Below are 24,433 nucleotides of genomic sequence, written 5' to 3' on the forward strand. Positions count from 1 at the left end.
CATGGCCGCCGACCATCAGGAGCTGGACGACCTCCAGACCGCGGCGCGCGAGGTCTTCGCGGACCTCTCCTCCAGCGAGGACGTCCACCGGGTCATCGACACCGGCCCCGGCCGGGACGCCGCGTTGGAGCGGCAGCTGACCGGCCTGGGCTTCTACTCGGTGCTGCTGCCGGGCGAGGACGGCGACCTGGCGCACCTCGCGCGGATCGTGGTCGAGGCCGGCGCCGCGACCGCGACGACCCGGCTGCTGGGCCACGCCGTCGGTCTCGGCACCGCGCTCGCCGCCGTTCCCGACTCACCGACCCGCACCCGGGTGCTCGACCGGGTCGCCGGCGGCGCCACCGGTGCGGTGCTGGGGACGACCGGCGGGTTCCGGCACCGCGCCGACGGCGCGAGCCGGGCCGTCGAGGGAGCCGAGGCCGTCGTACCCGACGCGGACGCCGACCTGCTCCTGATCTGGTCCGAGGGCGACGACGGTCCGCGGCTGTGGGCCGTCGACGCCTCCCGGGCCGAGCGCACCGACCTGGCGCCGATCGACCGCACCCGGCTGCTGGGCGCCGTGTGGCTGCCGGCCACGCCCGTCACCGACGACGACCTGCTCGCCGCCGGCGCCGACGCGGCCCGGGCCCGCACCGCCGTACGACGCGCGCTCGAGCTCGCGCTCGCCTTCGACAGCCTCGGCGTCGCCCGGCGCGCCCTCGCCCTGACCGTCGCCTATGTGTCGACCCGGGAGCAGTTCGGCCGGCCCGTCGGCTCGTTCCAGGCCGTCCAGCACCAGGCCGCCGACATGGCGGTGCGCACCGAGCTGGCCCAGGCGGTCTGCGACGCCGCGCTCGCCGAGCTCCTCGACGGCGCCACGCAGGCCGACGCGACGATAGCCATGGCGCGTGAGGTCGCCTGTGCGGGCGCGTCCTGGGTGGCCGGCCGAGCCATCCAGCTGCACGGCGGCATCGGCTACACGTGGGAGCACGACGCCCACATCCTGCTCAAGCGCGCCAAGCTCAACGAGGCGCTCGTGACGTCCGCACGGGACCGGCGCCGGGTCGTGCTCGACGCCCTCGCCCCGGCGGACCTGGAGACCGCGTCGTGATTCCCTACGGACACATGGAGGAGCGGGCCGGTCTGCGCTCCCGGCTGCGCGGACTGATGGCCGAGCACCTCCCCGAGCACTTCCACGGGGCGTTCACCGACGACCCCGACGACTTCGCGGTCAGCCAGCAGTTCTGCAAGACGCTCGGCTCCGAGGGCCTGCTCGCCATCTCCTGGCCCCGCGAGGACGGCGGCTCGGACGCCGACGAGTGGGACCTGACCATCCTCCGCGAGGAGATGTGGGCCCACGACGAGCCCCGTGGCGCGCAGTACATGGGGGTCAACTGGGTCGGCCCGGCGATCAAGCGGTTCGGGAGCGAGGAGCAGCAGCGCTACCACCTGCCCCGGATCGCCTCCGGTGAGAGCGTGTGGTGCCAGGGCTTCTCCGAGCCGGAGTCGGGCTCCGACCTCGCCTCGCTGCGCACCCGCGCGGTCCCCAACGAGGACGGCTGGGTCGTGGACGGGCAGAAGGTGTGGACGTCCTACGCCAGCATGGCCGGCTGGATGTTCCTGCTGGCGCGCACCGACCCGCAGGCGTCCCGTGGTCGCGGACTGACGGTGTTCCTGGTGCCGCTGGACCGGCCCGGCGTCGAAGTCCGCCCGATCCGCTCCATGCTCGGGCCGCACCACCTCAACGAGGTCTTCATCGACGGCCTGCAGGTCTACCCCTCCGACGTGCTCGGCGAGGTGGACGGCGGCTGGGCCCTGATCAACGAGGCACTCGCCTTCGAGCGGGTCGGCATCGCGCGCTACGCCCGGTGCGAGCGGCTGCTCCGGATGGCGCCCGACGAGCTCGGCCCGGAGCGCTGGAGCGCCCTGCCCGCCGCGCTGCGTCATCGCTGGCTGCGCGCCCTCGTCCACTGCCGGCGGGCGCGGCTGCTCGCCTACCGGGTGATCTCGAGGCAGCGCGAGCACCGGGGCGACCCGGCCGGCGCGGCGGCGTACCGGATCGCCGTGACGCTGCTCGACCAGGAGGCCGCCGAGGTGCTGATGGAGATCCTCGACGCCGCCGGCCTGGTCGTCACCTCCCCCGGCGACGACTTCGTCCGCTCGGTCGAGAACCACGTCCGCTATGCCCAGGCCTCGACCATCGCCTCAGGCACGCTGGAGATCCAGCGCGTGCTCCTGGCCCGCACCATCCTCGGAGACAGCAATGCTTGAGTACGACGCCCAGGAGGCCGCCGACCTCGCCGGCGCCTTCGACGCCATGATCACCGCGCGCGGCGGCGTGGACCTGTCCCGGGAGGCCGAGGCCGACCCCGCCGCGCGCACCACCCTCGCGAGCGCGCTCGACGGCTTCGGCGTATGGGACATCGACCCGTTCGCGGGATCCGACGAGGCCCTGTTCGCGAGCGTGCTGTGCCACCGGGCCGGCACCTTCAACCTGCCGTTCCCCGTGGCCGAGCGCCTCGCCGCGGCGCGCCTCGACGGGGTCGACGCTGTAGCCGTGGTCGACGCGGCCGCGCCGGTGGTGGCCCACGCGGGGCTCGACCTGCGCTGGGCGGGCCTGGCCGACGGGGTGCTGCGCGGCCTCACCGAGCTGCCGGCGCCGGACGCGCCGGCCCGGATCGCGCCCTTCGCCGCGAGTGCGCGGCTCGGCGACCCCGTCGTGGATCGACACGACGCCGACCGGGAGACGCTGGCGCTGCTGCTGACCAGCACGCTGCTCCTCGGCACCTGCGACACCGCCGCGGGCGATACCTACGCCTATGTCGGCACCCGGCGCCAGTTCGGCTCCCCGATCGGCTCCTTCCAGGGCCTGCGCTTCGCCCTCACCGATGTCGCGACCGCGCTCCAGGGCGCCCACGAGCTGGGCCGCTACGCCCTGTGGTCCTTCACCGAGCGCCGCGCCGACGCCCTCGCCGACGCCCTCGCCTACCGGATCGCCGTCCTCGAGGCCGCCGACATCACCTTCACGCGCTGCCACCAGGCGTACGGCGCCATCGGGCTCTGCGACGAGACGGACCTGTCCTGGCTCTCCCGACACAGCCGGGCGCTGCGGCACGCCCCGTGGGGCATCACCCGGACCGAGCAGCGGCTGCTCGAGGTCTCCACGACCCACGCCGTGGTCGGGCCGTTCAGCGCCTGAGTGGGCGCGCACGCCAGACGCCGCCACTGGGGTAGGTGCCGTGGACCGTGGCTCCGATGGCCCGTCAGGTTCCAAGCGCGCCGCATCTCCTCGAGCTGTGCCGAGGTCCACCGGTCGCTGGCCGGCACCCCTCCCGTCATGCATGCCGGATGATCGGCCTACACACCCTCTGAACTGGCCGTTGTCGTCGTTCGGCCACTTTCACTAAAGTCGTAGAACGGCTACAATCACAAAAGTAGCCGAGCGACGACACAGGAGGACGCGATGTCCGTGACCACGGTACGCGATCTCGGCGCACGGGTACGTTCCGCGCGCACTGCTCAAGGCCTGACCCAGGCCGACCTGGCGGCCGCGGTCGGAGTTGGCCGGGACTGGGTCGTACGCCTCGAGAAGGGTCACCCTCGCCTCGAAGTACAGAAGGTTCTCGACGCGCTCGTCGTCCTGGGGCTCACCCTCGAAGTCGAAGCTAGCCGCACCGCCGCGAAGAAGCCGGCGACCCGCGCGGGCGCCGAGGCGAAGCAAGCGACCAAGGCACAGCGAACCGCGAAGGAGCGCAGCCGCGATCAGGCCGCGAGGGCAGCCAGGCCAGCTCAGACGGCAAGCGTTGCCGGCGAACCTGATCCCGCCGACGCCTCCGACCCGTTCGAGACGCTGTTCGGTCGGCGGCACTGATGGCTGGACACACGGCGCGACGCACACTCAACGCCTATCTCGACGGGGTACCGATCGGGACCATCGCACAGTCGGCCCAAGGTGCGTTGAGCTTCACCTACGACCACGACTACCTGAAGAAGCGCGATCAGACACCGCTTTCACTGTCACTTCCGATCCATGCACCTGCGCACAAGGACAAGGCCGTTCGCGCCTACCTGGACGGGCTCCTGCCGGACAGCGAAGGAACTCGGCAGCGATGGGGCCAGCAGTACAACGTCACACCCAACAACCCTTTCGCCTTGCTGGCTCACGTTGGACGCGACGCCGCCGGAGCGGTTCAGATCCTCCCGCCGGACGTCGACCCGAGCGATGCGGCGAAGCGGACCGGTGACATCGAGTGGCTCAGCGACGAGTCGTTCTCCCGCATGGCACACGAGATTGCCGCACATGGGCGCGACTGGGACCCGGGGCGTTTCGGCGGTCGGTGGAGTCTTGCCGGCGCGCAGCCGAAGATCGCCTTGTTCCGTGATCCCGCCAGCGGCCGATGGGGGATCCCTCGCGATTCGACTCCGACGAACGCGATCATCAAGCCCGCCATCGAGGGGTTCGCCCAGCACCACATCAACGAAGCGCTCTGTCTCCGCGCCGCGGACTTCGCGGGCCTGCTTGCCGCGCGTGTCGACTTGGTCGACGTGGCGGACGTTCAGGCAGTGATCTCGCATCGCTACGACCGCCGCGAAGTGAACGGGCGCTGGTTTCGAGTCCATCAGGAAGACATGTGCCAGGCGTTGTCAGTCCATCCGGCACTGAAGTACCAGAACGACGGCGGGCCTGGGATCGGGCAGATCGCAGATCTGCTCGCCGGATTGCCGATCACAGATCGAACCATCAACACCGAACGGTTCTTCAAAGGTCTGGCATTCAACGTCCTCATCGGCGGCACCGACGCACATGCCAAGAACTACTCGCTGATCCTCATCGGATCGCGCGCCCAGGTCGCTCCGCTCTACGACGTCGCGTCCGCAGCCCCGTACGACCAGCACGAGCGCCTCACCTCCGCGATGACGATCGGAAGGACCAGCAAGATGCTCGACGTCACGAAGGACGACTGGATCAAGGTCGGTCGACGGCTCGGCGCTCATCCGGAGCAGGCCGAAGCCTGGGTCGACGAGCTGCGGACCAATCTCCCCGAAGCGTTCGCACAAGCAGTTGGCTCACTTCCGGAGACCGCACAGGGCGAGGCCGAACGAATGGCAGAACGAATCGTCGAGCACGTCAACGGAACCTGGCGGCCCAGCCTGTTGCGAGATCCGGACTACGCCATTCGGCTCGATGTTGAATGACGTCGTAGGCACGGGGTCGCTGTTCCTGCCGGCTCGGCCGACAGCGGCGAAGGCCCGTTCGGCCGAGACCCTGTCATCGCGGAGGCCCCGTCCGTCGGCGAGCCGGTGGTCAGGGGGTGTCGCGGATGGTGCCGCCGTCGACGGCGATCGACGTACCCGTGGTCCAGCCGGCACCCTCGGAGATCAGGTAGAGCACGGCGCCGGCGACCTCGTCGGGCTCGCCGGTACGCCCCATGGCGATCGGCTGGAGCTGCATCATCCGGGCCTCGACGGTCTCGACGTCGGTGCCCATGTGCTCGGCCGCGCTCGCGTATCCGGAGAGCACCGACTCGCTGCGGGTCAGGCCCGGAAGCACGCTGTTGACCGTGATGCCGTACTTCGCGTAGGCCCGCGACATCGCCTTGGTGGCGTGCGTGAGCGCCGCCTTCGAGGCGCCGTAGCTCGCGAACCGCGGGTCGGGGTCACGGGCCATGGTCGAGGCGATGGTCACCACGCGGCCGTACCCCTTGGCCTGCATGACCGGTGCGCAGGCCACCGTGAGACGCACGGCGCTGAGCGTGTTGAGGGTGATCATCCGGATCCAGGACTCGTCGGTGAACCCCTTGAGGTGCTCGCCGCTCGAGCCACCGGCCCCGTGCACGATCGCGTCGATCGTGCCGAACCGCTCCACCGCGAGGTCGCGCAGCTGCTCGCTCGACGCGGGGTCGGCGACGTCGGCGGCGAGCGTGGCGACCTCGACCCCGTCGGCCCGCAGCTTCTCGGCGAGCTCGTCGAGACGCCCGGCGCCGCGCGAGCAGAGCACGAGCCGCGCTCCCTCGGCGCCGGCCAGGCGGGCGGTCGCCGCGCCGATGCCCGCGCTGGCGCCGGTGATGATGACGACGCGGTCGCGCAGTCCAAGGTCCATCGGGTCAGCTCTCCTTGATCGTGATGTGGTCGGCGGACAGGCCCTGCGAGCGCAGCACCGCCTTCTGCACCTTGAGGGTCGGGGTACGCGGCAGGTCGTCGAGGACCCGGATGTACTGCGGTACGGCATAGCGGGGCAGGTCGGACGCGACGTCGCGGATGATCGCGGTCGGGTCGGCGACGGCGCGGGTGAGCACCAGCGCCGCGACCACCTCGTCCTCACCGGAGCCCGCGGCGACGCCGTACACGGCGACGTCCTGGACGTCGGGGTGCGCCGCGATGACGCTCTCCACCTCGAAGGCGGAGATGTTCTCGCCCTTACGGCGCAGCGCGTCCTTGACCCGGTCGACGAAGAACAGGTCGCCGGACTCGTTGAGGTAGCCCTGGTCGCCGCTGCGGAACCAGAGGTCGGCGGTGGCCGCGACGGTCGCCGCGTCGTTGCGGAAGTAGCCGCGGGTGAAGACGTCGGGGACCTTCGGCCGCAGCACGATCTCGCCCGGCTCGCCCGCGGGCCGGTCGCGGCCCTCGGCGTCGACGACGCGGATCTCGAAGAACCGGCCCGAACGGCCGGCGGAGCCGGGCGCGCAGCCCGAGCCGGGCAGGTTGACGGTGGCCATCGGCGCCTCGGAGAGGCCGTAGACCTCGATCAGGTCGATGCCGAAGAGCTCCTGGAACTGGACGCGGTTGACCTCGGTCGCGCCGGCGCCCCAGCCGACCCTGACGCCGTGGTCCGCCGGCGGCGGCGCGGACACCGACGTCGCCGCGATGATCGTGAGCACCGAGCCGAGGTAGTTGAACGCGGTGATCCCACGCTCGCGACACAACGCCCAGAACCGCGACGCGCTGAACCGCGACTCGAGGTCGAAGGACGCACCGGCCGCCAGGGCGGTGAGCAGACCGGTGTAGCGGGCGTTCTGGTGGTAGAGCGGGAACACATTGAGCAGCCGGTCATCGGTGCCGTAGCCGCAGACCTCGGCGACGTACGACGCGAGCGCCAGGCAGCCGGCCTGGTTGTGCACCACGCCCTTCGACGGCCCGGTGGTGCCGGACGTGTAGAGGATGACCCGGCCCTCGTCGGCGTCCATCTCCGTCGGCGACCACTGTGAGCCGTCCCGGTAGAGGTCGGCCAGCGCGAGAGCGCCGGCCGGAGCCGTGCCGTTGACGATGAGGCGGGGCGCCAGCTCGGTGAGCGCCAGGGCGTCGCGTACGGCGGGCAGATGGCGCTCGTCGCAGAGCACGAACTCGGCGTCGCAGTCCTGGAGCAGGTTGGCGAGCAGCCGGCCCCGGTAGTTGACATTGAGCGGCGCCTCGATGACGCCGATCGACGCCGTGGCCAGCCAGGCGTCGACCGCCGCCGGGGAGGAGTCGACCACCGAGGCGAACCGGGTGCCGGGGCCGACGCCGATCTCGGTCAGGCCGGCGGCGAGCGACGCCACGTCGTCGAGCAGCCGGCCGTAGGTACGGCCCCGGCCGTCGACGCGGAGCGCCTCCCGCTCGTCGTCGTAGAGAGGGGCGCGGTCCTGCAGGAAGGTCCAGATCTTCGACATCGATCGGGCTCAGTGCTGGCCGAAGGCCGCGATGCGCTCCTGCGCCTCGGGGCCGAACAAGGTCGTCAGGGCGTCCTCCATGGAGGAGACGTGCCGGGTCTCGTTGAGGATCTTCTTGTACATCCGGATCGCGCCCGGCGCACCCTTGCGCAGGTTCGCGACGACCTCGTCGACCGTGGCCTCGAGCTCCTCGGGCGCCACGACCTTGGTGAGCAGGCCGGCCGCGAAGGCCTCGTCGGTGCCGAAGCTGGCACCGCTGTAGAGCCAGTAGCGCAGCAGGGCGGGCGGGACATGGCTGCGGAACAGCCGCGGCATCTGGGCGTCGACGACGCCGACCCGGGCCTCGGGCATCGCGAACTTCGAACGGCTCGTGGCGACCACGACGTCGCACACCGACGCCAGGGTCAACCCCCCGCCGATGCACAGGCCGTCGACCACGGCGACCGTCGGCTTCGGCAGCGAGCGCACGGCCTCGAACGGCAGGCACTCGTCGTAGGCGAACAGGCCGCGGCCACCGGCCTCGAGGTCGCCGAGCATCTCCTTGAGATCGCCCCCGACCGCGAACGCGCCCTCGGAGCCACGGATCAGGACGAGATCGACGGCATCGTCGACGTACGCGTCGCGGGTCGCGTCCCGGATCGCGGCGTACATCGCCTTGGTGAGCGCGTTGCGCGCCTCGGGACGGTGGATCCGGATGGTCAGGATCCCGGATTCGACGGTGGTCGTCACGTTCTCGGTGCTCACGGCACTAAGAGTGCATCTTTTATACAGATACGTCAAGATCCGCGTGGCGAAAGCCCCGGCCCAGGTTGCGCTATGTTTACAATCAATGCGGTCACACCAGACGCCACCCACACATCGAGGTTTCTTTCGCAGATGACGGAGTCCATCCCCGGGTCGCTCACCGGCAGCATCGGGCTCAAGCAGATGTCCCAGCCCTCGATCGGCGAGCGCGTCGCGGACCTCCTGCGTGAGCGGATCATCAGTGGCGCCATCCCCGAGGGCACGCTGCTGCCGCGTCAGGAGGACCTGATGCGCGAGTTCAACGTCAGCCGTCCGCCGATGCGGGAGGCGCTGCGGATCCTCGAGGCCGAGGGCCTCATCGTCGTACGACGCGGCAACGTCGGCGGCGCCGAGGTCCGCGCCCCCGATCGCAGCGGCGTGACCAACGCCCTGGCATTGCTGCTGCAGTTCGAGCGCGCTCCGCTCAAGGACCTCGCCGACGCCCTGGTCGAGCTCGAGCCGCTGTGCGTCGGGCTCGCGGCCGAGCGCGAGGACCGCCAGGAGATCGTGGCCGAGCTGCTCCGCCCCCTGATCAACCAGCAGCGCGAGTCGCTCGACGACGGCGCCGCCTTCACCTCGACCAGCCGCGACTTCCACGAGGCACTGATCAACGCCTGTGGCAACGCCACCATCCGGCTCAGCGTCGGCGCCCTGGTCACCTTGTGGAGCACCCAGGAGCGGGCCTGGGCCGACACGGCGGTCTCCACCGAGCACTACCCCGAGCTCGCCCAGCGCGCCGAGGTGCTCAAGGTGCACGAGCAGATCACCGCGGCCATCGAGAAGGGCGACCGCAAGCGGGCGATGACGCTGGCGCGCGGTCACGCTCGGGCCTACCCCCAGCACGTGCTCGACAACAACGCGAACCGCCGGATCCTGCTCGGCCCGCGCACCCGCTGACCGACGCTCAGTCGGCGAACTTGAAGACACCGTCGTACATCATCCGGGCGATCTCGCCACAGCGAGCCTTCTCGCGGGCAAGCTCCTCCGCACCCTGAGGTCCGCCGTGGCGCTTGGCGAGAGCCAGGCTCAGGCAGGTGCCGACGACGATCTCGGCGGACAGCATCGGGTCGTTGTAGTCGCGATGGCCGACCGACTCGAAGATCGCCCGCCAGTCCTCGGCCAGCCGGCGTAGCGCGGGCTCCCAGGCACTGGCGTAGAAGCCGCGCGCCACGTCGGGGCCGCCGAAGAGCACCAGCCCGAGCGCGGGCAGCTCCGCGGCCAGCTTGACGACCATGCCGTGCAGGATGTCGCCGAAGAAGGCGACCCGCTCGGCGCGGCTCCGCTCCATGACCGAGGTCCCGGCATGCGCGACGAACTCCTGGATCGGCACGCGCAGCGGCTCGACCACGGCGTCGTAGAAGATCTCCTCCTTGCTGGCGAAGTGGCGGTAGAGGATCGCCTCGTTGACTCCGGCCTCCTCCGCGATCATCTTCGTCGTCGTCGAGCCCAGGTCGCCGGTGCGCTCGAAGACCCGGGCGGCCGCCTGCAGGATGCTCGCGCGGCGCTCCTCGGCGCCCATCCGCCGGCGCGGCTGCTGATCCATGTCGCCGACCTTAGCAAAGATGTAAGTAAGTAATCACTTGCAATTGCTGCCGGGCGCTCCTACGCTCGGCCTGTCCTCGACCTCCCCGCCGAGAAAGGCCCCACGATGACCACCGTGCCTTCGAAGCTCTCCGACACCCGGGCCCTGCGCGACGCCTTCGCCTGCTTCCCGTCGGGCGTCACGGCCGTGTGCGCCGTCGTGGACGGCGAGCCGGTGGGCCTGGCTGCGAGCTCGTTCACCACCGTCTCCCTCGACCCGCCGCTGGTCTCGGTCTGCGCCCAGAACACCTCCTCGACCTGGCCGCAGCTGCGCGCGGCGCGGCGGCTCGGCATCAGCGTGCTCGGCGAGCACCAGCAGGACCAGTGCCGCCAGCTGGCCCGCAAGGGCGCCGATCGGTTCGCGGGGCTGGACTGGTCGTCCGACGCCGGCGGCGCCGTCCTCCTCGACGGCGCGCCGCTGCGGCTGAGCTGCGCCATCGAGAGCGAGATCGCCGCCGGTGACCACAGCATCGTGGTGCTGCGCATCCACGACCTGCAGTCCGACACGACCGTGGCGCCCCTGGTGTTCCACGGCAGCACCTACCGCCGACTGGCCTCCTGACCCGTCGCTCGGGCCACCGCCGCGGCCGGCACCTCTTGCTCGCCGGGTCCCCTGGCCGGTAGAGGTGAGGGTCTCGGATTCGGGGAACCTTCCCCGGAACGACGGAAGGCCCCCTACCGTCTTCCCATGACCGAGTTCGCGCCGTCCGCTCCGACCACCCCCTCCGCCGGCAGGAGGCGTCGGGTGGCCGCCGTCGCCGGCACGGTCGGCGTGGTCGCGGTGATCGGTGCCGGCGGCTGGGCCTGGCAGGGCTGGCTCGCCCAGGGCCCGCAGGCCTCGGAGGTGCTGCCGGGCGACACCCTCGCCTACGTCGGGATCGACCTCGATCCGCCGGGCGGGCAGAAGATCGAGGCCTACCAGACCCTGAAGCGGTTCCCGAGCCTCGCGAAGCACCTCGGCCTCAAGAGCCAGGACGACCTGCGTCGCTCGCTGCTCGACCAGGTGACCGCGGAGAGCGGCTGCGACCTCGGGTACGACGACCTCGCCGACTGGGCGGGCGACCGGGCAGCGCTGGCGGTCGTACCGCAGGACGATCCGGAGCCCGTGGCCGTGCTCCAGGTCGACGACCCGGCGAAGGCGCGCACCGGCCTGGACAAGGCCGTCGCGACCTGCGGGGACGAGGTGGGCTATGCCCTCGGCGACGGTTGGGCCGTACTCGCCCGCACCGAGGAGGTCGCCCGTCAGGTCGTCGCAGACGGCGGTCGCGCACACCTCGGGGACGATGCCGACTTCCAGGAGCTCACCTCGGCGGCCGGGGACGCGGGCGTGCTCACCCTGTACGCCGCCCCCGAGGCCGGGCGGGCCCTGCTGGACGCCGTCGAGGAGCATCCGTTCCTGTCGCTCTTCGTCAGCACACCGTTCGGTCTGTCGACAGACCCGGTCGACGCGCTGATGGCATTCTCGAGCTTCGCCTCCATCGGCACGCGGGCCGTGGCGGAGGTGGAGGCCGAGCTGTCTCCGGAGGAGAAGCGGTTCTGGAAGCGGATGGAGAACTACGACGAGCTCTCCCCCGCCGAGCAGGACCAGCTCACGGAGGAGATGGCCGAGTTCTACGAGAAGCAGATGCCCGAGGACGCGGACCTGCTGCCCGACGACGAGCTCCCGGAGATCTCCGAGGAGGAGATCATGGAGGACTTCGCCGTCCCCGTGCCGGACGACGTCCGGCGCCAGCTCGAGGACTTCGCCGGGCTCGGCGGGGTGGCACGCTTCGACGACGGCGCGCTGGAGATCGAGGTCGTCGCCGACCCGCTGCTCACGGGCAACACGAGCAGGTACGACGGCACCGACGCGCTGACAGCGCTCTCCCCGCTCCCCGACGATGCGGCCCTCGCCTTCGGCGGCGGCTTCGGGGACGACTGGGCGAAGCGGACGATCACCGACGGCCCACTGTCCTTCGGCCAGGAGCCGGACGAGCTGCTGGCCGACTTCGAGAAGGCCACGGGCCTCACGCCCGACGACCTGGAGGACCTCGGCGGGGACACCATCGCGTTCGTGGCGGGTCCCGGCTTCGAGAAGGCGCTCAGCTTCGAGGACGACGCGGGCGACGCACCCATCGCGGCGCGGATCACCGGTGACGCCACGAAGGTCGAGGCCGCGTTGGAGAAGGTGCGCGCCGCGCTCGGCGGCAAGGACGTCCTGCCGTCGGCCCGCGCGGGCGACGCCGTGGTGGTGGGCGCCGACCGCGCATTCGTCGAACAGGTCGCGAAGGCATCGGGGACGACACTCGGTGACTCGGACCGCTTCGCGAAGGCGGTGCCCGACGCCGACCGCGCCCTGACGATCACCTACGTCGACTTCGACGAGGGCGACTGGGTCTCCCAGCTCACCGACGGCGACGTCAGCCCCGCCGACCTGGCGCCGCTCGACACCGCGGGCATCACGGTGACGGCCGCCGAGGGCGAGCGACAGCGCGTCGTCATCCGGGTCGCCTTCGACGACTGAACCTCAGGACCGACCGTCAGGCCGGGACCCGGGCCGCGACGGGCATCAGCGCGAGCGCCCGCTCGACGACCAGGTCGACCAGGCGCGGGTGCGGGCCGAGGACGTCGGCCACGACGGTCGCCCCCGCGGCGTACGCGTCGTGCCGGGCCTTGCGGTGGAAGTGGCCCGTGGCGAGGAGGTACGGCGCCACGGCATCGCCGCGCCGCACGACCTGCGCGGGGCGCGGCCCCCGACCGGCCAGGGTGGCCAGGCGGACGGGGGCACCCCAGGCCTGGGCGAGCAGGTGCGCGGCGGCGTCGAGGTCGGCCGTGGCGGCAGGGTCGGTGGAGCCGGCGGCGACCATGACGACCGGCTGGCCCGGGGTGGCGCCGGCCGCGCGCAACCGGTCGACCTGGGCGGTGGCGAGCAGGGCGTCGGGGCCCAGCGCCCGACCTAGGCGGACGGCATCGCCGCGGGCGGCGGCCGCGACGGCGGCCGGCAGGTCGTGACGCAGGTGGTAGCCGGTCGACAACAGCAGCGGGACCGCCACCGCCGGGGCGCTGACCTCCGTGACGACGTCGGCGAACAGCGGCGCGCACAGCTCGACGTAGGTCGTCGTGGCGTCCCAGCCGAGGCGTCGCGCGGCGGCCGCGGTCAACAGCCGGGCGACCTCGTTGCCCGGCGCGGTGCGCGTGCCGTGGGCGACGGTGACGAGGTGGGGTGCGGGCCTCACGGGGCGACGGCCAGCCGGTAGCCGCGCTTCACCACGGTCTGGATGCAGCGGGTGCCGAGGGCGGCGCGGAGACGGGCCACCGCCATCTCGACGGCGTGCTCGGAGCCGGCGGTGCCGGAGGGCAGGGCGGCGAGCAGGTCGCGGCGGGAGACGACGGTGCCGGGGTTGACGAGGAGCGCCTGGAGGACGGCGTACGGGGCGGGTGAGAGCCGCACCTCGACGCCGTCGAGGAGCACGCCGCGATCGCCCAGGTCGCCGTGCAGCAGGAGGGTGTGGCCGGCGACCTCGAGGGTGGTGCCGGCGGCCCGGGACGGCAGCTCGACCTCGAGCTGCTTGACCATGGCGGCGAGACGGGATCGCTCGGGGTGGATGGACGGAACGCCCCACATCTCGAACGCGGCGGCGGTGACCGGTCCCACGCAGGAGGCGACCACGTCGGCCTGGAAGGCACCGACGACCTCGTCGCGGTGGCCGGTGGTGCCGGCGGCCTCCATCATCGCGGCGATCGCGGGCGCGGCCGTGAAGGTGACCGCGTGCACCCGGCGCTCGGCGACGGCCTCGATCAGCCCGAACATCGGCTCGGGGTCGGCCGCGCCCTCCACCCGGTAGACGGCGACCGTGGTGACCTCGGCGCCCAGCCGGCGCAGCGCGTGGGCCGCGAGCGAGAGCGACTGGCCGTGCTCCTGGACGACGATCCGCCGCCCCCGCAGGTCGCGTCCGCGCAGGTGCGCGAGGACGTCCTCGAACTCCTCCGACTCCGGCGCCCACAGCTCGCGCAGCCCGAACCTGCGCAGCGCACCGACGCTCTTGGGACCCCGGGCCAGGATCTCCGCGCCACCGAGGTGGGCGGTGAGGTCGTCCAGCAGCCCCCAGCGCTCGGCCGCGGTGAACCAGGACTTCAGGCCGATGCCGGTGGTGGCGACGAAGATGTCCACCGGCTGGTCGAGCACCTCCTCGGTCGCGGCACGCAGGGCGGGCTCGTCGATCCGGTTGGGGTCGACCGACAGCGCCGGCGCGTGGACCACGGAGGCGCCGCGCCGCTCCAGCAGCGCGATCTGCTCCTCGGCCCGGCGCGCCGCCGTCACGCCGATCATGAAGCCGGACAGGGGCAGCTCGCTCACGACGCGATTGTCTCGCGCCGCGCGCCCACGACCACAACGCCGTCGACCACGCGGACGTCGTACGTCGCCACCGCGACGCCGGTGTCGTCCAGGCAGCGGCCGGTCCGCAGGTCGAAGTGGTCCTTGAACAGCGGGCTCGCCACGAAGGGGACCTCCTCGCCGACGACCGTCCGCGTCCCGACGATGCCCCGGGAGAGCACGGCGGCGCCACCGCGGGGGTCGACGTCCGAGAGCGCGAACAGCTCGTCGTCGTAGGTGCGGAAGACGGCGACCGCCTCCCCGCCGATCAGGGCCGAGACCCCGGACTCCCGGGCGATCTGGTCGAGCCGGCAGATCTCGGGCTGGTCGGGGGCGTTGACGAACGAGACGAACCGGGCGAGCTTCACCGGGTCGTCGATGGTCGCCTGCCACTCGTCGAAGTACGAGTCGACGTGCTTGGCCATCGCCGCCTCCAGCTCGTCGCCGAGGCCCAGGCTGTCGTCGACGACGACCTCGCGGACCCGGTCCAGGCCGCCGACCTCGTCGAGCCAGGTGGAGGTGCGCTGCAGCCGGTCGGCGGTGCGGATGTAGTACATGAGGAAGCGGTCGAGGTAGCGGATCAGCTCCTCGCGCGACAGGTCGCCGGCGAGCAGCTGGGCATGGGCGGGCACGGCGCCGCCGTTGCCGCCCACGTAGAGGTTCCAGCCCTTCTCGGTCGCGATCACGCCGAAGTCCTTGCCACGCGCCTCCGCGCACTCGCGGGCGCAGCCGGAGACGCCGCCCTTGAGCTTGTGGGGCGAGCGCAGCCCGCGGTAGCGCAGCTCCAGCTCGATCGCCATGCCGACCGAGTCCTGCACGCCGTACCGGCACCAGGTCGAGCCGACGCACGACTTCACCGTCCGCAGCGACTTGCCGTAGGCGTGGCCGGACTCCATGCCGGCGTCGACCAGCCGCTTCCAGATCGCCGGCAGGTCCTCCTTCCGGGCGCCGAAGAGGTCGATCCGCTGGCCGCCGGTGATCTTCGTGTAGAGGCCGAAGTCGCGGGCCACCTCGCCGATCACGATCAGCCGGTCGGGCGTGATCTCGCCGCCGGGGATACGCGGCACGACCGAGTAGGTGCCGTTCTTCTGCAGGTTGGCGAGATAGGCGTCATTGGTGTCCTGCAGCGTCGCGTTGGCGCCGTCGAGGACGTGGTGGTTGAGCAGGCTGGCCAGGATCGAGGCGACGGCGGGCTTGCAGATGTCGCAGCCCCGACCGCGGCCATGGCCCTCGACGATGTCGTCGAAGCGGTTGTAGCCGTGCACGGCGACGACCTCGAAGAGCTCCTGCCGAGTCATCGCGAAGTGCTCGCACAGGGACCTGTCGACGACCTTGCCGGACGCGGCGAAGTGGTCCTCGACGATCTTCTTGACCACGGTCTTGCAGGAGCCACAGGTGGAGCCCGCCAAGGTATGCGCGGTGACGCAGCCCGCGTCGGTGCACGGGCCGCCGTCGTTGAGCGTCGCGTCGTCGGAGACGGCCGCGACGATCTCGGCCTTCGTCACGTTGTTGCACGAGCACACCTGCGCGTCGTCTGGGAGCCCGAGCTCGAGCCCCCCGCCCCGGGAGGCCGGGAGGATCAGCTCCTCCGGGTTGTCCGGCAGCTCGATGCCGGAGCCCACGAGCGGCCGCAGCACGCCGTACGACGACGCGTCGCCGACCAGGATGCCGCCCAGCAGCTCGTAGCCGCCGCTCGCGAGCTCCTTGACGACGAGCTTCTTGTAGACGCCGGCCACCGCGTCGGCGTACACGACCTCGAGAGCGTCCTCGTCGGCGGCGAAGGCGTCGCCGAAGGACGCGACGTCGACGCCGAGCAGCTTGAGCTTGGTCGACATGTCGGCGCCGGTGAAGGCGCCCGCCCGGCCGCCGAGCAGGGCGTCCACGACGACCTCGGCCATCGCGTAGCCGGGCGCGACCAGGCCGTACATCCGCCCACCCGGGGCCGCGCACTCGCCGATCGCCCAGATGTGCTCGTCGCTGGTGCGGCAGTGCTCGTCGACCAGGAGGCCGCCGCGCTCGGCGATGTCGAGGTCGGCGGCACGGCCGAGCGCGTCGCGCGGACGGATGCCGGCGGAGAAGACGACGAGGTCGACGTCGAGCGGGTTGCGGTCCTTGAGCGCGAGGCCGGTGACCCGGTCCTTGCCCAGCACGGCCTCGGTCATCGCGCCGGTGTGCACGGTGAGGCCGAGCGTCTCGATGTGCCGGTTGAGCGTCGAGCCGGCGCCGTCGTCGATCTGCACCGCCATCAGCCGCGGCGCCAGCTCGACGACGTGGGTCTCCAGGCCGAGCTGGTGCAGCGCGTTGGCCGCCTCCAGGCCGAGCAGGCCGCCGCCGATGACCGCGCCGACCTTGGCCTTCTTCGACGCCGCGCGTATCGCCTCGAGGTCCTCGATGGTGCGGTAGACGAAGACGCCTCGGAGGTCCTTGCCCGGCACCGGCGGCACGAACGGGAACGCACCGGTCGCGAGCACCAGCTCGTCGTAGTGCAGGTCCTCCCCGCTCGCGAGCGTGATCACCCGCTGGCGCGGGGAGATCGCCACGACCTCGGCGCGCAGGCGCAGCGTGACCCGCGGGTCGTCGTACGCGCCGCCGGGGAGGAAGGAGAGCGCCTCGGCGCCGCGCTCGAAGAACGAGGTGAGGGCGACCCGGTCGTACGCCGGGCGCGGCTCCTCGCCGAGGACCGTGATGTCGTGCGTCTCGGTGAGCCCACGCTCGATCGCCGCCTGCACGAAGCGGTGGCCCACCATGCCGTGGCCGACGACCACCAGTTGCTTGCGCTGGTTCATCTCAGGAGCCTTTCGTGGCGAGAGCCGGGCGGCTGCTCAGCAGCTGCCGGACGGTGCTGGCGCAGCCACCGCAGCCGGTGGTCGCGCGGGTGGTGTCGCGGACCTGCTCCAGCGAGGAGCAGGCGCGGATCCGGCCGGCGGTGACGCCCGCGCAGGCGCACACCTCGGTGTCGTCGGGAAGGGGGCCGGCGGCCCCGACGGCCCTGTCGGTGTCCCCTCCCGTTCGCTCCGGCATCAGCAGCCGTCCGGGCTCGTGCGACCCCAGGACGGTCCGCCGGTCGAAGTGCTGGGTGATCAGGCCGACCCGGGACAGGTCGCCGACCAGGGTGGCCGCGACGATCCGGCCGTCGCGGACGACGAGGCGCCGGTGCGACCCCGAGACCGGGTTCGCGACCTCGACCACCTCGCCGCCGGCGGCCACCTCGGCGGCGGCGTCGCCGAGCACGGCGACGTCGAGATCGGTGGCGCGCAGCCGAGCGACGATCCGGCTGCCGTCGTACGTCACGTCCTCGTCGCAGAGGACCCCCGCGAGGATGCCGGCCTGCTCCCAGGCGGGAGGCACGAAGCCGGTCGTGCGGCCACGCCCGTCGGCAGCCACGGTCTCGGCGCAGTCGCCGAGCGCGTGGACGGACGGATCGGTGACGCTGGCGAGCCGGTCGTCGACGACGATGCCGCGGCGGACCTCGAGCCCGGCGCCGCGGGCCAGCGCCGTCGAGGGACGACCGCCTGCGGTGAGCACGACGAGGTCGGTGTCGAGTGCGTAGCCGTTGTCGAGGCGGAGCGCGGTGCCGTTGGGGCCGTCGACCAGCCGGACGGCCCGGGCGCCGGTGTAGACGGCGACGCCGAGCCTCTTCAGGTCCCGGGCCAGGATCCGGGCGGCGGGGGCGCTGAGCTGCTGGTGGAGCAGGTGGTCGGCGCCCTCCACGACCTCGGTCGCGATGCCGCGCGCACCGAGCGCCCGCGCGACCTGCAGCCCGAGCAGGCCACCGCCGACGACGACGGCACGCCGGCTGTACGGCAGCGCGGACACCAGGCGCTCGCAGTCGGCGAGGGACCGGAAGGCGTGCACGGCCTCGTGCAGCGACCCGTTCATCCGGACCAGGCCGCGGATCGGCGGGAGCGACGGGATGCTCCCCGTGGCGAGCACCAGGACGTCGTACTCCACGAGGGTGCCGTCGACGAGCATGACGTCCTTGCGCTGGCGGTCGATGCCGAGGACGCGGGCGCCGAGCCGGAGATCGACGCCGTGGGCGGCGTACCACTCCGGCGAGCGCAGTGTCAGTGCCTCCGTCCGGTGGGAGCCTTCGAGGACGGCGGAGAGCAGGATCCGGTTGTACGGCGCGACCTCCTCGTCGCCGAGGACCGTGACGTCCATCCGCGCGGGTGCCCGCCGGGCGACCAGCTCCTCGACCAGCCGGGTCGCGGCCATGCCGGAGCCGACGACGACGAGCCGCCGGCGCGGCTCATCTGCGTGCGGTCGGCTGGTCATGGAGCCATGGAAGGTCACCGAGGTTTCGCGCCGGGGCGCTCGGGTCGCACGCCGAGGTCAACGAGTCCTCACGGCCTCACCGCGGGGACTCCGTCTCGGTCCCGTCAGACGGCTCGACGAACGTCTGGGTATGACCGCTAGCGTCGGGGCCATGCTGAGGCCCGCCCCACGTGACGTGCGTGTGTCGCGGGCCACGTACGTCGCCGCGCTGGTGGCGTTCGCTGCCTGGCTGCCGTTCCTCCGCACGCCGCTGGCGTCCGACGCGGCCGGGTTCCTCGCCGTCGGGCAGCAGTGGGACGACGGGAGCTCGCTGTACGGCGACCACTGGGTCGACCGGCCGCCCCTGCTGATCTGGATCTTCCGCGTGACCGCCCGGCTCGGCCCGATCGGGCTCGGCGCCGACGGCGTGTCCGCGCCGGCGGTGATGGTGCTCGGCGGGGTGGCGAGCGCGGCGGTCGTCCTGCTCGCGGGACTGCTCGCCGCGCGGCTCGCGGCACCCGGCGCGCACTGGACGACCCGCGCCGTCCCGATCCTCGCCGCGGCGCTGCTGTCGAGCCCGCTCCTCGGCATGCCGGAGACCAACGGCGAGCTGCTCGCGGCGCCGTTCGTCATGCTCGGCGTCGTCGGCCTCGTCGCGGCCCTGCGGGCACCCGCCGGGCGTCGTCAGCTCCTGCTGGCGGCGGGTGCCGGCGCGGCGGCGATGGCAGCCGCGCTCGTCAAGCAGAACGTCGTGGACGCCTTCGTGTTCGCGCTCGTGCTGATCGTCCTGTGCCATGGTCGGGTGGCCGGCCTCGTCCGGCTCACGGCGGCCTTCGCGGCCGGCTCGATCGTCGTCCTGGCCGCGGCCCTCGCCTCCGCCGCCGAGCGCGGCACCTCCCCCACTGCCCTCTGGGAGGCCGTCGTGGTCTTCCGGCTCCGGGCCGGGGAGGTGATCGACACGTCGGCGAGCGACGCCACCTCGGAGCGGATGCTCCTGCTCGGGCTCGCCTTCGTCGCCAGCGGCGCGGCCACGCTCCTCGGCACGACGGTGGTCATCGCGGTCCGCGACACGCTGCGGGACGGACCGCGCGGCACTCCGCTCGCGGTGGCGGGGCTCGCCCTGGCCGGGTGGGAGCTGGTCGGCGTGGTGGCCGGCGGCAGCTACTGGCTGCACTACCTGACCGGCCTCGTCCCGGGCATCGTGGTGCTGGCCTGCCTGGTCCGTCCCACCGCCCCGGTCCGCCAGGCGCTGGCCGCCTGTCTCGGCCTGACCCTGGTCGCGACCGCCGCGGCCTGGACCGAGCAGCTGGTCAACCCCGCCAATCCCGCCATCGCGACGGACGCCCGGATCGCGCACTACCTGCGCGACCACGCCACCCCCGGCGACGGCGTCGTGGTCGCCTTCGGCCGCCCCGACATCGTGGTGGGCAGCGGGCTGACCAGCCCGTACCCCCACCTGTGGAGCCTGCCCGTCCGGGTCCTCGACCCCGAGCTGACCGAACTGCGCGCGGTGCTGACCGGCCCGGACGCACCCCGCTGGGTCGTGGTGTCCGGCAAGAGCCTCGCCACCTGGGGCGTCGATGCGAGCGGGATCGAGGACTACTTCGTCCGGCACTACCGCGAGCAGGCGGCGTACGACGACTTCCACATCTGGCGGAGGCGATGAACGCCCGGCGTCCGACGGTCACGGCGGAGCCAGGTCCTCGGACCACATGGGCCCGCGCGAAGACGCCGGACAGGCGACGACAGCGATCGGCGGATAGCTGCAGGCCGGATCGAACCCGTCCGCGGCCGGACGGTGGTTCGAAGTCCGGGTCGTCTACCGGGAGGCGACTCCGGCATGGACGGCTCAGGCAACGATCAAGAACGCTTCTTCCTGCTGGTCACGTTGCGCCGCACGAGGTCAGACGTCAGCCGGAGTCGTCCGAGAAATAGTGCTTCCGACCGTCTCCGTCCACGACGAACCAGCGTCCGCCCTGAACGTCTGGCTCGACGTCAGCGGGTAGCTCAGGTTCATCACCCGCCGCCCAGTCGTAGGTCCCGTCATAGATGAGGTACGGCTTATGTCCTAGCGCGTCGAGCACCCGGCCTCGAATCGGGGTGGCGGACGGGTCACCCGTTCCGTAGATCGTGCTCACATAGTCGTCCCACTCCTCCGGCGTGACCACGATCTCCGTTGTCGCGGGTGGTCCTTCCGATCCGCCCTTCGCCACAATCTTCAGCCCCAGGGGCGTCTCATGGACCTCGCCGAGTTGAGCGAGGTAGACGTTCAGCCGGTCCCACAACTGTCGAACAGTCAGGTCCTCCACGAGTGTCTCCTGTGCTCGGCGGTGCCTTCCAGCAGGGAACGCGTCACGGGTTGAACAACAAGACGTTGCCTTGGCAGTACGCCGTCTTCCGCGGAAAGCTGGTCATGATCCTTACTCCAGTCTTCCCCAATAGCACGACGACGTACCGATCCTCGACCGTGCCGTTGGGCGACCTGATCCCGAACTTCTTCTCGAAGCGGCGCTGAGCGGTTCTCCGTGGGTCGCGTCGGTCACATCGGGCTGAGGGCGAGGAATACCCGCCGGGGCAGCGCCGTTGCGCCATCTCGATACCCCATAGGGGTATAGTCCGAGACTCGTACCGCCAGAAGGGAGACCGTGGTGAGCCTCTTCGCGATCCGCGACTTTCGCCGCCTGTTCGCCGCCCAGATCATCGCGCTCTTCGGCACCGGGCTGGCGACCGTCGCCCTCGGCCTCCTCGCCTACGACCTCGCCGGACGGGACGCCGGGGCGGTGCTGGGCACCGCGCTCACCATCAAGATGGTGCTCTACGTCGTCATCGCGCCGCTCGCGGCGGCGTTCGTCGACCGGCTCCCCCGGCGCCTCTTCCTCGCGCTCCTCGACCTGGTGCGCGCCGGCGTGGTGCTGGCCCTGCCCTTCGTCAGCGAGATCTGGCACATCTACGTGCTGATCGCGCTCCTGCAGTCGGCGTCCGCGGCGTTCACCCCGACCTTCCAGGCGGTCATCCCCGACATCGTCACCGAGGAGTCGCAGTACACGCGGGCGCTCTCCGCCTCGCAGGTCGCCTACACGATGGAGAGCCTGCTGAGCCCGGTGCTGGCGGCGGTGGCGCTGACCTTCATGTCCTTCGACCGGCTGTTCGTCGGCACCTCCCTGGGCTTCGCCGTCTCCGCCGTGCTCGTCGTGTCGACCACGATCCCGAACGCACGGCCGACGGACACCGCGAACGCCTGGGAGCGGGTCGCCTCGGGCATCCAGGCCTTCGTCCGCACGCCCCAGCTGCGCGGGGTCATGGCGCTGAACCTCGTCGTGGCCTCCGCCGGCGCGATCGTGGTGGTCAACACCGTCAACTACGTACGCGACGTGCTGGGCGGCGGCCAGGCCGACGTGGCCTGGATGCTGGCCGCCTCGGGCGGTGGCACCCTCCTCGTCGCCGTGGCCCTGCCGCGGATCCTGGACCGGGTCGCGGACCGCGCCGTGATGATGACCGGCTCGGCCGTCCTCGTCGCCGCCGTAGTGGCGGCGCTGGCGATGACGGCGGCGGAGCTGACCACGTGGTGGGTCACCGGCGCGATCTGGATCGCGGTCGGCGGCGGCATGGCGCTGGTCGTCACCCCGACCGGCCGGGTACTGCGCCGCTCGGCGGCCCCGGACGCGCTGCCCAAGCTCTTCGCCGCCCAGTTCTCGCTCTCGCACCTGGCCTGGCTGGTCACCTACCCGGTCGCCGGCTGGGTCGGCACCGGCGTCGGCCTGACCGCCGCCTGGTCGATCCTGCTGGTGCTGGCTGTCGGCGGCGCCGTCGCCGCGCGGCTCCTGTGGCCCCGCGCAGTCGTCGTACCCGAAGGGGTGCCGGGCGAGGTCGCGCCGCGGGAGCCGGCCCTGGTCGGCGCCGGCCGGGCGCGGGCGGAGACCGAGGCGGCCGAGGGCACCCTCGCCGCCGCCCAGTGCACCTGCGTGCGCCCAGTGTGAGCCGACCAGCGGGCCGCTCAGCCCCGGCGGAGCCGATAAGTGGCGGTGATGGCGTAGGGCTCGCCGTCGAGCGGAGTGAACGTCATCGTGACCGTCACCTTCAGCCTCGCGGCGCCCCCCTGTCGACGGGCCTTGACGAGCTTCACCCTCAGCTTCCGTTTGCCCGCCCGGTTCGGCTCGATCAGGACCGAAGCGGCGCCAGGCGCGGCGAGATCGAGTGTGACCGGCTTGGTGAAGCGCCCGGCAGCGATCTCCAGCCGTCCGGCCGCGGGCAGGGTGACGCTGAGAGCCAGGCTGCCCTTCCGCTTGTTTTTCTCGCCTCGCGATGGCGGCACGAACCGGTTCGGCGGAGCCGTCGGCTCGAGGTAGGTGTATGTCAACTTCTCCAACCCACCGACATCGGCGAAGAGTAGGGAGTCTCCGGCGACGGTCAAGGTGTACGGGTAGGAGCTGCCAGGACCTGGAACGCTGTCAACGACGAGCTCGGTTCCTGCGCTCGTGCCATCGGTGCGCCACAGCTCGGCGCCGTGCACCATCTCCTCGGAGCTCGCGAGGTAGAGGTGGCTTCCGAGCACCACCGAGTCGCTCAACCTGTAGCGCACGGCGGACTCCTCCTGTCCGTGCGGGATGATCCTGACGGTCCCAGCGCGGGTTCCGTCGGTCCTCCACAGTTCACCTCTCATCGACAGGGTGAAGAGCAGCTGATCACCGACTACGGCCTGCTGACTGACGACGGGCTTCGGGCCGTACCCCGGCTGGGCCTGGATGTCCTTGACTATGGTCGTACCCGTCGCCGTGCCATCGCTCTTCCACAGTTCCTCGCCGTGGGTTCCGTCGTCCGCGGTGACGTAGAGGACATCGCCGACCACGGCCATGGAGGCGCCGTTCGCCAAGGCAGAGCCGACGGGATTGATGTCCTTGACCATCACCGTGCCCTCCGGCGTGCCGTCACTCCTCCACAGCTCACGACCGTGGATCCCGTCATCCGCCGCCAGGTAGACCACGTCACCAACACAGGCAGTCACTGTTGGCGCGCCCGAGTCGGAGCCTGGGTTGATGTCCTTGACCATCACCGTGCCCTCCGGCGTTCCATCGGTACGCCAGAGCTCGTGGCCCGAGCCGTCCGGCTGGGCTCCGCCGTAAAACAACGCGTGCCGGGTCGGGAAGAGGAAGTTTGCGCCGTGCGAGTGCACCAGGACAGTCCCCTCTTCGGTCCCGTCGGTCTTCCACAAGTCGTAGCGGATACTCTGGGGCTGGTAGGCGAGGAAGTAGTACTCCCCACTGAACACCGCGACGTCGTTGCCCTCCGGAACTCCGGCGCCGTCCGGGTTGATGTCCTTGACCAGCACTGTCCCGGCCTCGGTCCCGTCTGACCTCCACACCTCACGGCCGTGAACGCCGTCGTCGATGGTGAAGACCACGCCCTCCCCCAGGGCACGGAGGGACTTCAGACGATTGCGCGGTCGGCTGACGTTCGGTCCGATGTCTTTGACCATCACTGTCCCGGCCGTCGTGCCGTCCGTCTTCCACAACTCCTGACCATGGACGCCGTCGCTCCCCGCGAAATAGGTCCAGCCACCGACGGTCACGGGTCGATTGAACTCACCGCCCCCCATCCAGAGGCCCGCTTTCAGCAGCGTGACCTCGGGCTTCGCCACGGTGGTGCTCGGCGCCGCAGGAGCGCTCCATCCCGACACCAGCACACAGGCGACGAGGATCCCGACACCCGCACGCAACGAGGCCACACCAAATTTCATGGGTCGAGGCTAGCTCGCGCGAGGTCTGTTCGGGCCGGATCGACGACGGTGTGAGCCCGTGGGCCCGGCGGCCGGACTCAGAGGTCCAGCCTCACAAGGAGG

20 protein-coding genes are annotated in these 24,433 nt (G+C 71.7%); 10 read left to right on the top strand and 10 right to left on the bottom strand.

The annotated features are described in order from the left end of the window. The first annotated feature begins 1 nt into the window (after position 1). The 5 genes from KVF89_RS21220 (at position 2) to KVF89_RS21240 (ending at position 5,175) form a co-directional block, all read left to right on the top strand. Positions 2–1,090: an acyl-CoA dehydrogenase family protein gene (locus tag KVF89_RS21220; RefSeq protein WP_257428409.1), complete on the top strand. Its 1,089-nt coding sequence runs from the start codon at positions 2–4 to the stop codon at positions 1,088–1,090. Then, positions 1,087–2,250, top strand: a complete 1,164-nt coding sequence (locus KVF89_RS21225; RefSeq protein WP_257428410.1) for an acyl-CoA dehydrogenase family protein — start codon at positions 1,087–1,089, stop codon at positions 2,248–2,250. The genes KVF89_RS21220 and KVF89_RS21225 overlap by 4 nt, the downstream gene beginning before the upstream one ends. Then, on the top strand, positions 2,243–3,178 hold the full coding sequence (locus KVF89_RS21230; RefSeq protein ID WP_257428412.1) for an acyl-CoA dehydrogenase family protein: 936 nt from the start codon (positions 2,243–2,245) through the stop codon (positions 3,176–3,178). The genes KVF89_RS21225 and KVF89_RS21230 overlap by 8 nt, the downstream gene beginning before the upstream one ends. 264 nt (positions 3,179–3,442) lie before the next feature. Beyond that, positions 3,443–3,850, top strand: a complete 408-nt coding sequence (locus KVF89_RS21235; protein ID WP_257428414.1) for a helix-turn-helix transcriptional regulator — start codon at positions 3,443–3,445, stop codon at positions 3,848–3,850. Next, on the top strand, positions 3,850–5,175 hold the full coding sequence (locus KVF89_RS21240) for a type II toxin-antitoxin system HipA family toxin (protein ID WP_257428416.1): 1,326 nt from the start codon (positions 3,850–3,852) through the stop codon (positions 5,173–5,175). The genes KVF89_RS21235 and KVF89_RS21240 overlap by 1 nt, the downstream gene beginning before the upstream one ends. 109 nt (positions 5,176–5,284) lie before the next feature. On the opposite strand, the gene KVF89_RS21245 is transcribed toward KVF89_RS21240, so the two are convergent. From KVF89_RS21245 to KVF89_RS21255, 3 genes are read right to left on the bottom strand one after another with little or no spacing between them, the layout of a single operon-like run. Next, a complete protein-coding gene (locus tag KVF89_RS21245) occupies positions 5,285–6,079 on the bottom strand; it encodes an SDR family NAD(P)-dependent oxidoreductase (protein ID WP_257428418.1) in 795 nt (264 codons plus the stop codon). 4 nt (positions 6,080–6,083) lie between these two features. Then, positions 6,084–7,625, bottom strand: coding sequence for an AMP-binding protein (locus KVF89_RS21250; RefSeq protein WP_257428421.1), 1,542 nt, complete (start codon positions 7,623–7,625; stop codon positions 6,084–6,086). Between the two features lie 9 nt (positions 7,626–7,634). Continuing rightward, positions 7,635–8,369: an enoyl-CoA hydratase/isomerase family protein gene (locus KVF89_RS21255; protein WP_257428427.1), complete on the bottom strand. Its 735-nt coding sequence runs from the start codon at positions 8,367–8,369 to the stop codon at positions 7,635–7,637. Between the two features lie 132 nt (positions 8,370–8,501). Between KVF89_RS21255 and KVF89_RS21260 the strand changes: the two genes are divergently transcribed. After that, positions 8,502–9,305 (top strand): FadR/GntR family transcriptional regulator, encoded by an 804-nt coding sequence (locus KVF89_RS21260; RefSeq protein WP_257428434.1) that lies wholly within the window; start codon positions 8,502–8,504, stop codon positions 9,303–9,305. Positions 9,306–9,312: 7 nt separating this feature from the next. On the opposite strand, the gene KVF89_RS21265 is transcribed toward KVF89_RS21260, so the two are convergent. After that, on the bottom strand, positions 9,313–9,951 hold the full coding sequence (locus tag KVF89_RS21265; protein ID WP_257428435.1) for a TetR/AcrR family transcriptional regulator: 639 nt from the start codon (positions 9,949–9,951) through the stop codon (positions 9,313–9,315). Between the two features lie 105 nt (positions 9,952–10,056). Here KVF89_RS21265 and KVF89_RS21270 point away from each other — a divergent pair, with 105 nt between their 5' ends. Then, complete coding sequence (locus KVF89_RS21270; RefSeq protein ID WP_257428436.1) at positions 10,057–10,551, top strand: flavin reductase family protein; 495 nt, start codon at positions 10,057–10,059, stop codon at positions 10,549–10,551. 126 nt (positions 10,552–10,677) lie between these two features. Beyond that, positions 10,678–12,492, top strand: coding sequence for a DUF3352 domain-containing protein (locus KVF89_RS21275; RefSeq protein WP_257428437.1), 1,815 nt, complete (start codon positions 10,678–10,680; stop codon positions 12,490–12,492). A gap of 16 nt (positions 12,493–12,508) precedes the next feature. Here KVF89_RS21275 and KVF89_RS21280 read toward each other — a convergent pair whose 3' ends face one another. The 4 genes from KVF89_RS21280 to KVF89_RS21300 are packed head-to-tail and all read right to left on the bottom strand — an operon-like array spanning position 12,509 to position 18,618. Further along, the gene (locus KVF89_RS21280) at positions 12,509–13,204 is read right to left on the bottom strand and encodes a sirohydrochlorin chelatase (protein WP_257428439.1); all 696 of its coding nucleotides are present in this window, start codon (positions 13,202–13,204) and stop codon (positions 12,509–12,511) included. Continuing rightward, positions 13,201–14,325, bottom strand: coding sequence for a uroporphyrinogen-III synthase (locus KVF89_RS21285; protein ID WP_257428441.1), 1,125 nt, complete (start codon positions 14,323–14,325; stop codon positions 13,201–13,203). Before KVF89_RS21285 ends, KVF89_RS21280 begins: the two co-directional genes overlap by 4 nt. Further along, positions 14,322–17,129: a nitrite reductase large subunit NirB gene (gene nirB / locus KVF89_RS21295; RefSeq protein WP_306809805.1), complete on the bottom strand. Its 2,808-nt coding sequence runs from the start codon at positions 17,127–17,129 to the stop codon at positions 14,322–14,324. The genes KVF89_RS21285 and nirB overlap by 4 nt, the downstream gene beginning before the upstream one ends. A gap of 1 nt (position 17,130) precedes the next feature. Then, positions 17,131–18,618 carry an FAD-dependent oxidoreductase gene (locus KVF89_RS21300; RefSeq protein WP_257428442.1) on the bottom strand — a complete coding sequence of 496 codons (1,488 nt, stop codon included), beginning with the start codon at positions 18,616–18,618 and terminating at the stop codon, positions 17,131–17,133. Positions 18,619–18,769: 151 nt separating this feature from the next. On the opposite strand from KVF89_RS21300, the gene KVF89_RS21305 reads away from it, so the two are divergent. Next, complete coding sequence (locus KVF89_RS21305) at positions 18,770–20,263, top strand: hypothetical protein (RefSeq protein WP_257428444.1); 1,494 nt, start codon at positions 18,770–18,772, stop codon at positions 20,261–20,263. Positions 20,264–20,507: 244 nt separating this feature from the next. Here the strand turns inward: KVF89_RS21305 and KVF89_RS21310 are convergent, their stop codons facing one another. Next, positions 20,508–20,906 carry a hypothetical protein gene (locus KVF89_RS21310; RefSeq protein ID WP_257428446.1) on the bottom strand — a complete coding sequence of 133 codons (399 nt, stop codon included), beginning with the start codon at positions 20,904–20,906 and terminating at the stop codon, positions 20,508–20,510. Between the two features lie 339 nt (positions 20,907–21,245). On the opposite strand from KVF89_RS21310, the gene KVF89_RS21315 reads away from it, so the two are divergent. Next, complete coding sequence (locus KVF89_RS21315) at positions 21,246–22,574, top strand: MFS transporter (RefSeq protein ID WP_257428448.1); 1,329 nt, start codon at positions 21,246–21,248, stop codon at positions 22,572–22,574. 17 nt (positions 22,575–22,591) lie between these two features. Here the strand turns inward: KVF89_RS21315 and KVF89_RS21320 are convergent, their stop codons facing one another. Continuing rightward, a complete protein-coding gene (locus KVF89_RS21320; RefSeq protein ID WP_257428450.1) occupies positions 22,592–24,331 on the bottom strand; it encodes an ELWxxDGT repeat protein in 1,740 nt (579 codons plus the stop codon). Between the last annotated feature and the right edge of the window lie 102 nt (positions 24,332–24,433).

The organism is Nocardioides carbamazepini (assembly GCF_024614185.1).
Lineage (GTDB): Bacteria > Actinomycetota > Actinomycetes > Propionibacteriales > Nocardioidaceae > Nocardioides > Nocardioides carbamazepini.

What these genes read in the sequence shown, in the direction of transcription:
- KVF89_RS21245 (WP_257428418.1), bottom strand. Translation starts at nt 6,079, where the DNA reads ATGGACCTTGGACTGCGCGACCGCGTCGTCATCATCACCGGCGCCAGC.
- KVF89_RS21230 (WP_257428412.1), top strand. Translation starts at nt 2,243, where the DNA reads ATGCTTGAGTACGACGCCCAGGAGGCCGCCGACCTCGCCGGCGCCTTC.
- KVF89_RS21300 (WP_257428442.1), bottom strand. Translation starts at nt 18,618, where the DNA reads ATGACCAGCCGACCGCACGCAGATGAGCCGCGCCGGCGGCTCGTCGTC.
- KVF89_RS21220 (WP_257428409.1), top strand. Translation starts at nt 2, where the DNA reads ATGGCCGCCGACCATCAGGAGCTGGACGACCTCCAGACCGCGGCGCGC.
- KVF89_RS21240 (WP_257428416.1), top strand. Translation starts at nt 3,850, where the DNA reads ATGGCTGGACACACGGCGCGACGCACACTCAACGCCTATCTCGACGGG.
- KVF89_RS21305 (WP_257428444.1), top strand. Translation starts at nt 18,770, where the DNA reads ATGCTGAGGCCCGCCCCACGTGACGTGCGTGTGTCGCGGGCCACGTAC.
- KVF89_RS21235 (WP_257428414.1), top strand. Translation starts at nt 3,443, where the DNA reads ATGTCCGTGACCACGGTACGCGATCTCGGCGCACGGGTACGTTCCGCG.
- nirB (WP_306809805.1), bottom strand. Translation starts at nt 17,129, where the DNA reads ATGAACCAGCGCAAGCAACTGGTGGTCGTCGGCCACGGCATGGTGGGC.
- KVF89_RS21320 (WP_257428450.1), bottom strand. Translation starts at nt 24,331, where the DNA reads ATGAAATTTGGTGTGGCCTCGTTGCGTGCGGGTGTCGGGATCCTCGTC.
- KVF89_RS21275 (WP_257428437.1), top strand. Translation starts at nt 10,678, where the DNA reads ATGACCGAGTTCGCGCCGTCCGCTCCGACCACCCCCTCCGCCGGCAGG.
- KVF89_RS21250 (WP_257428421.1), bottom strand. Translation starts at nt 7,625, where the DNA reads ATGTCGAAGATCTGGACCTTCCTGCAGGACCGCGCCCCTCTCTACGAC.
- KVF89_RS21265 (WP_257428435.1), bottom strand. Translation starts at nt 9,951, where the DNA reads ATGGATCAGCAGCCGCGCCGGCGGATGGGCGCCGAGGAGCGCCGCGCG.
- KVF89_RS21260 (WP_257428434.1), top strand. Translation starts at nt 8,502, where the DNA reads ATGACGGAGTCCATCCCCGGGTCGCTCACCGGCAGCATCGGGCTCAAG.
- KVF89_RS21270 (WP_257428436.1), top strand. Translation starts at nt 10,057, where the DNA reads ATGACCACCGTGCCTTCGAAGCTCTCCGACACCCGGGCCCTGCGCGAC.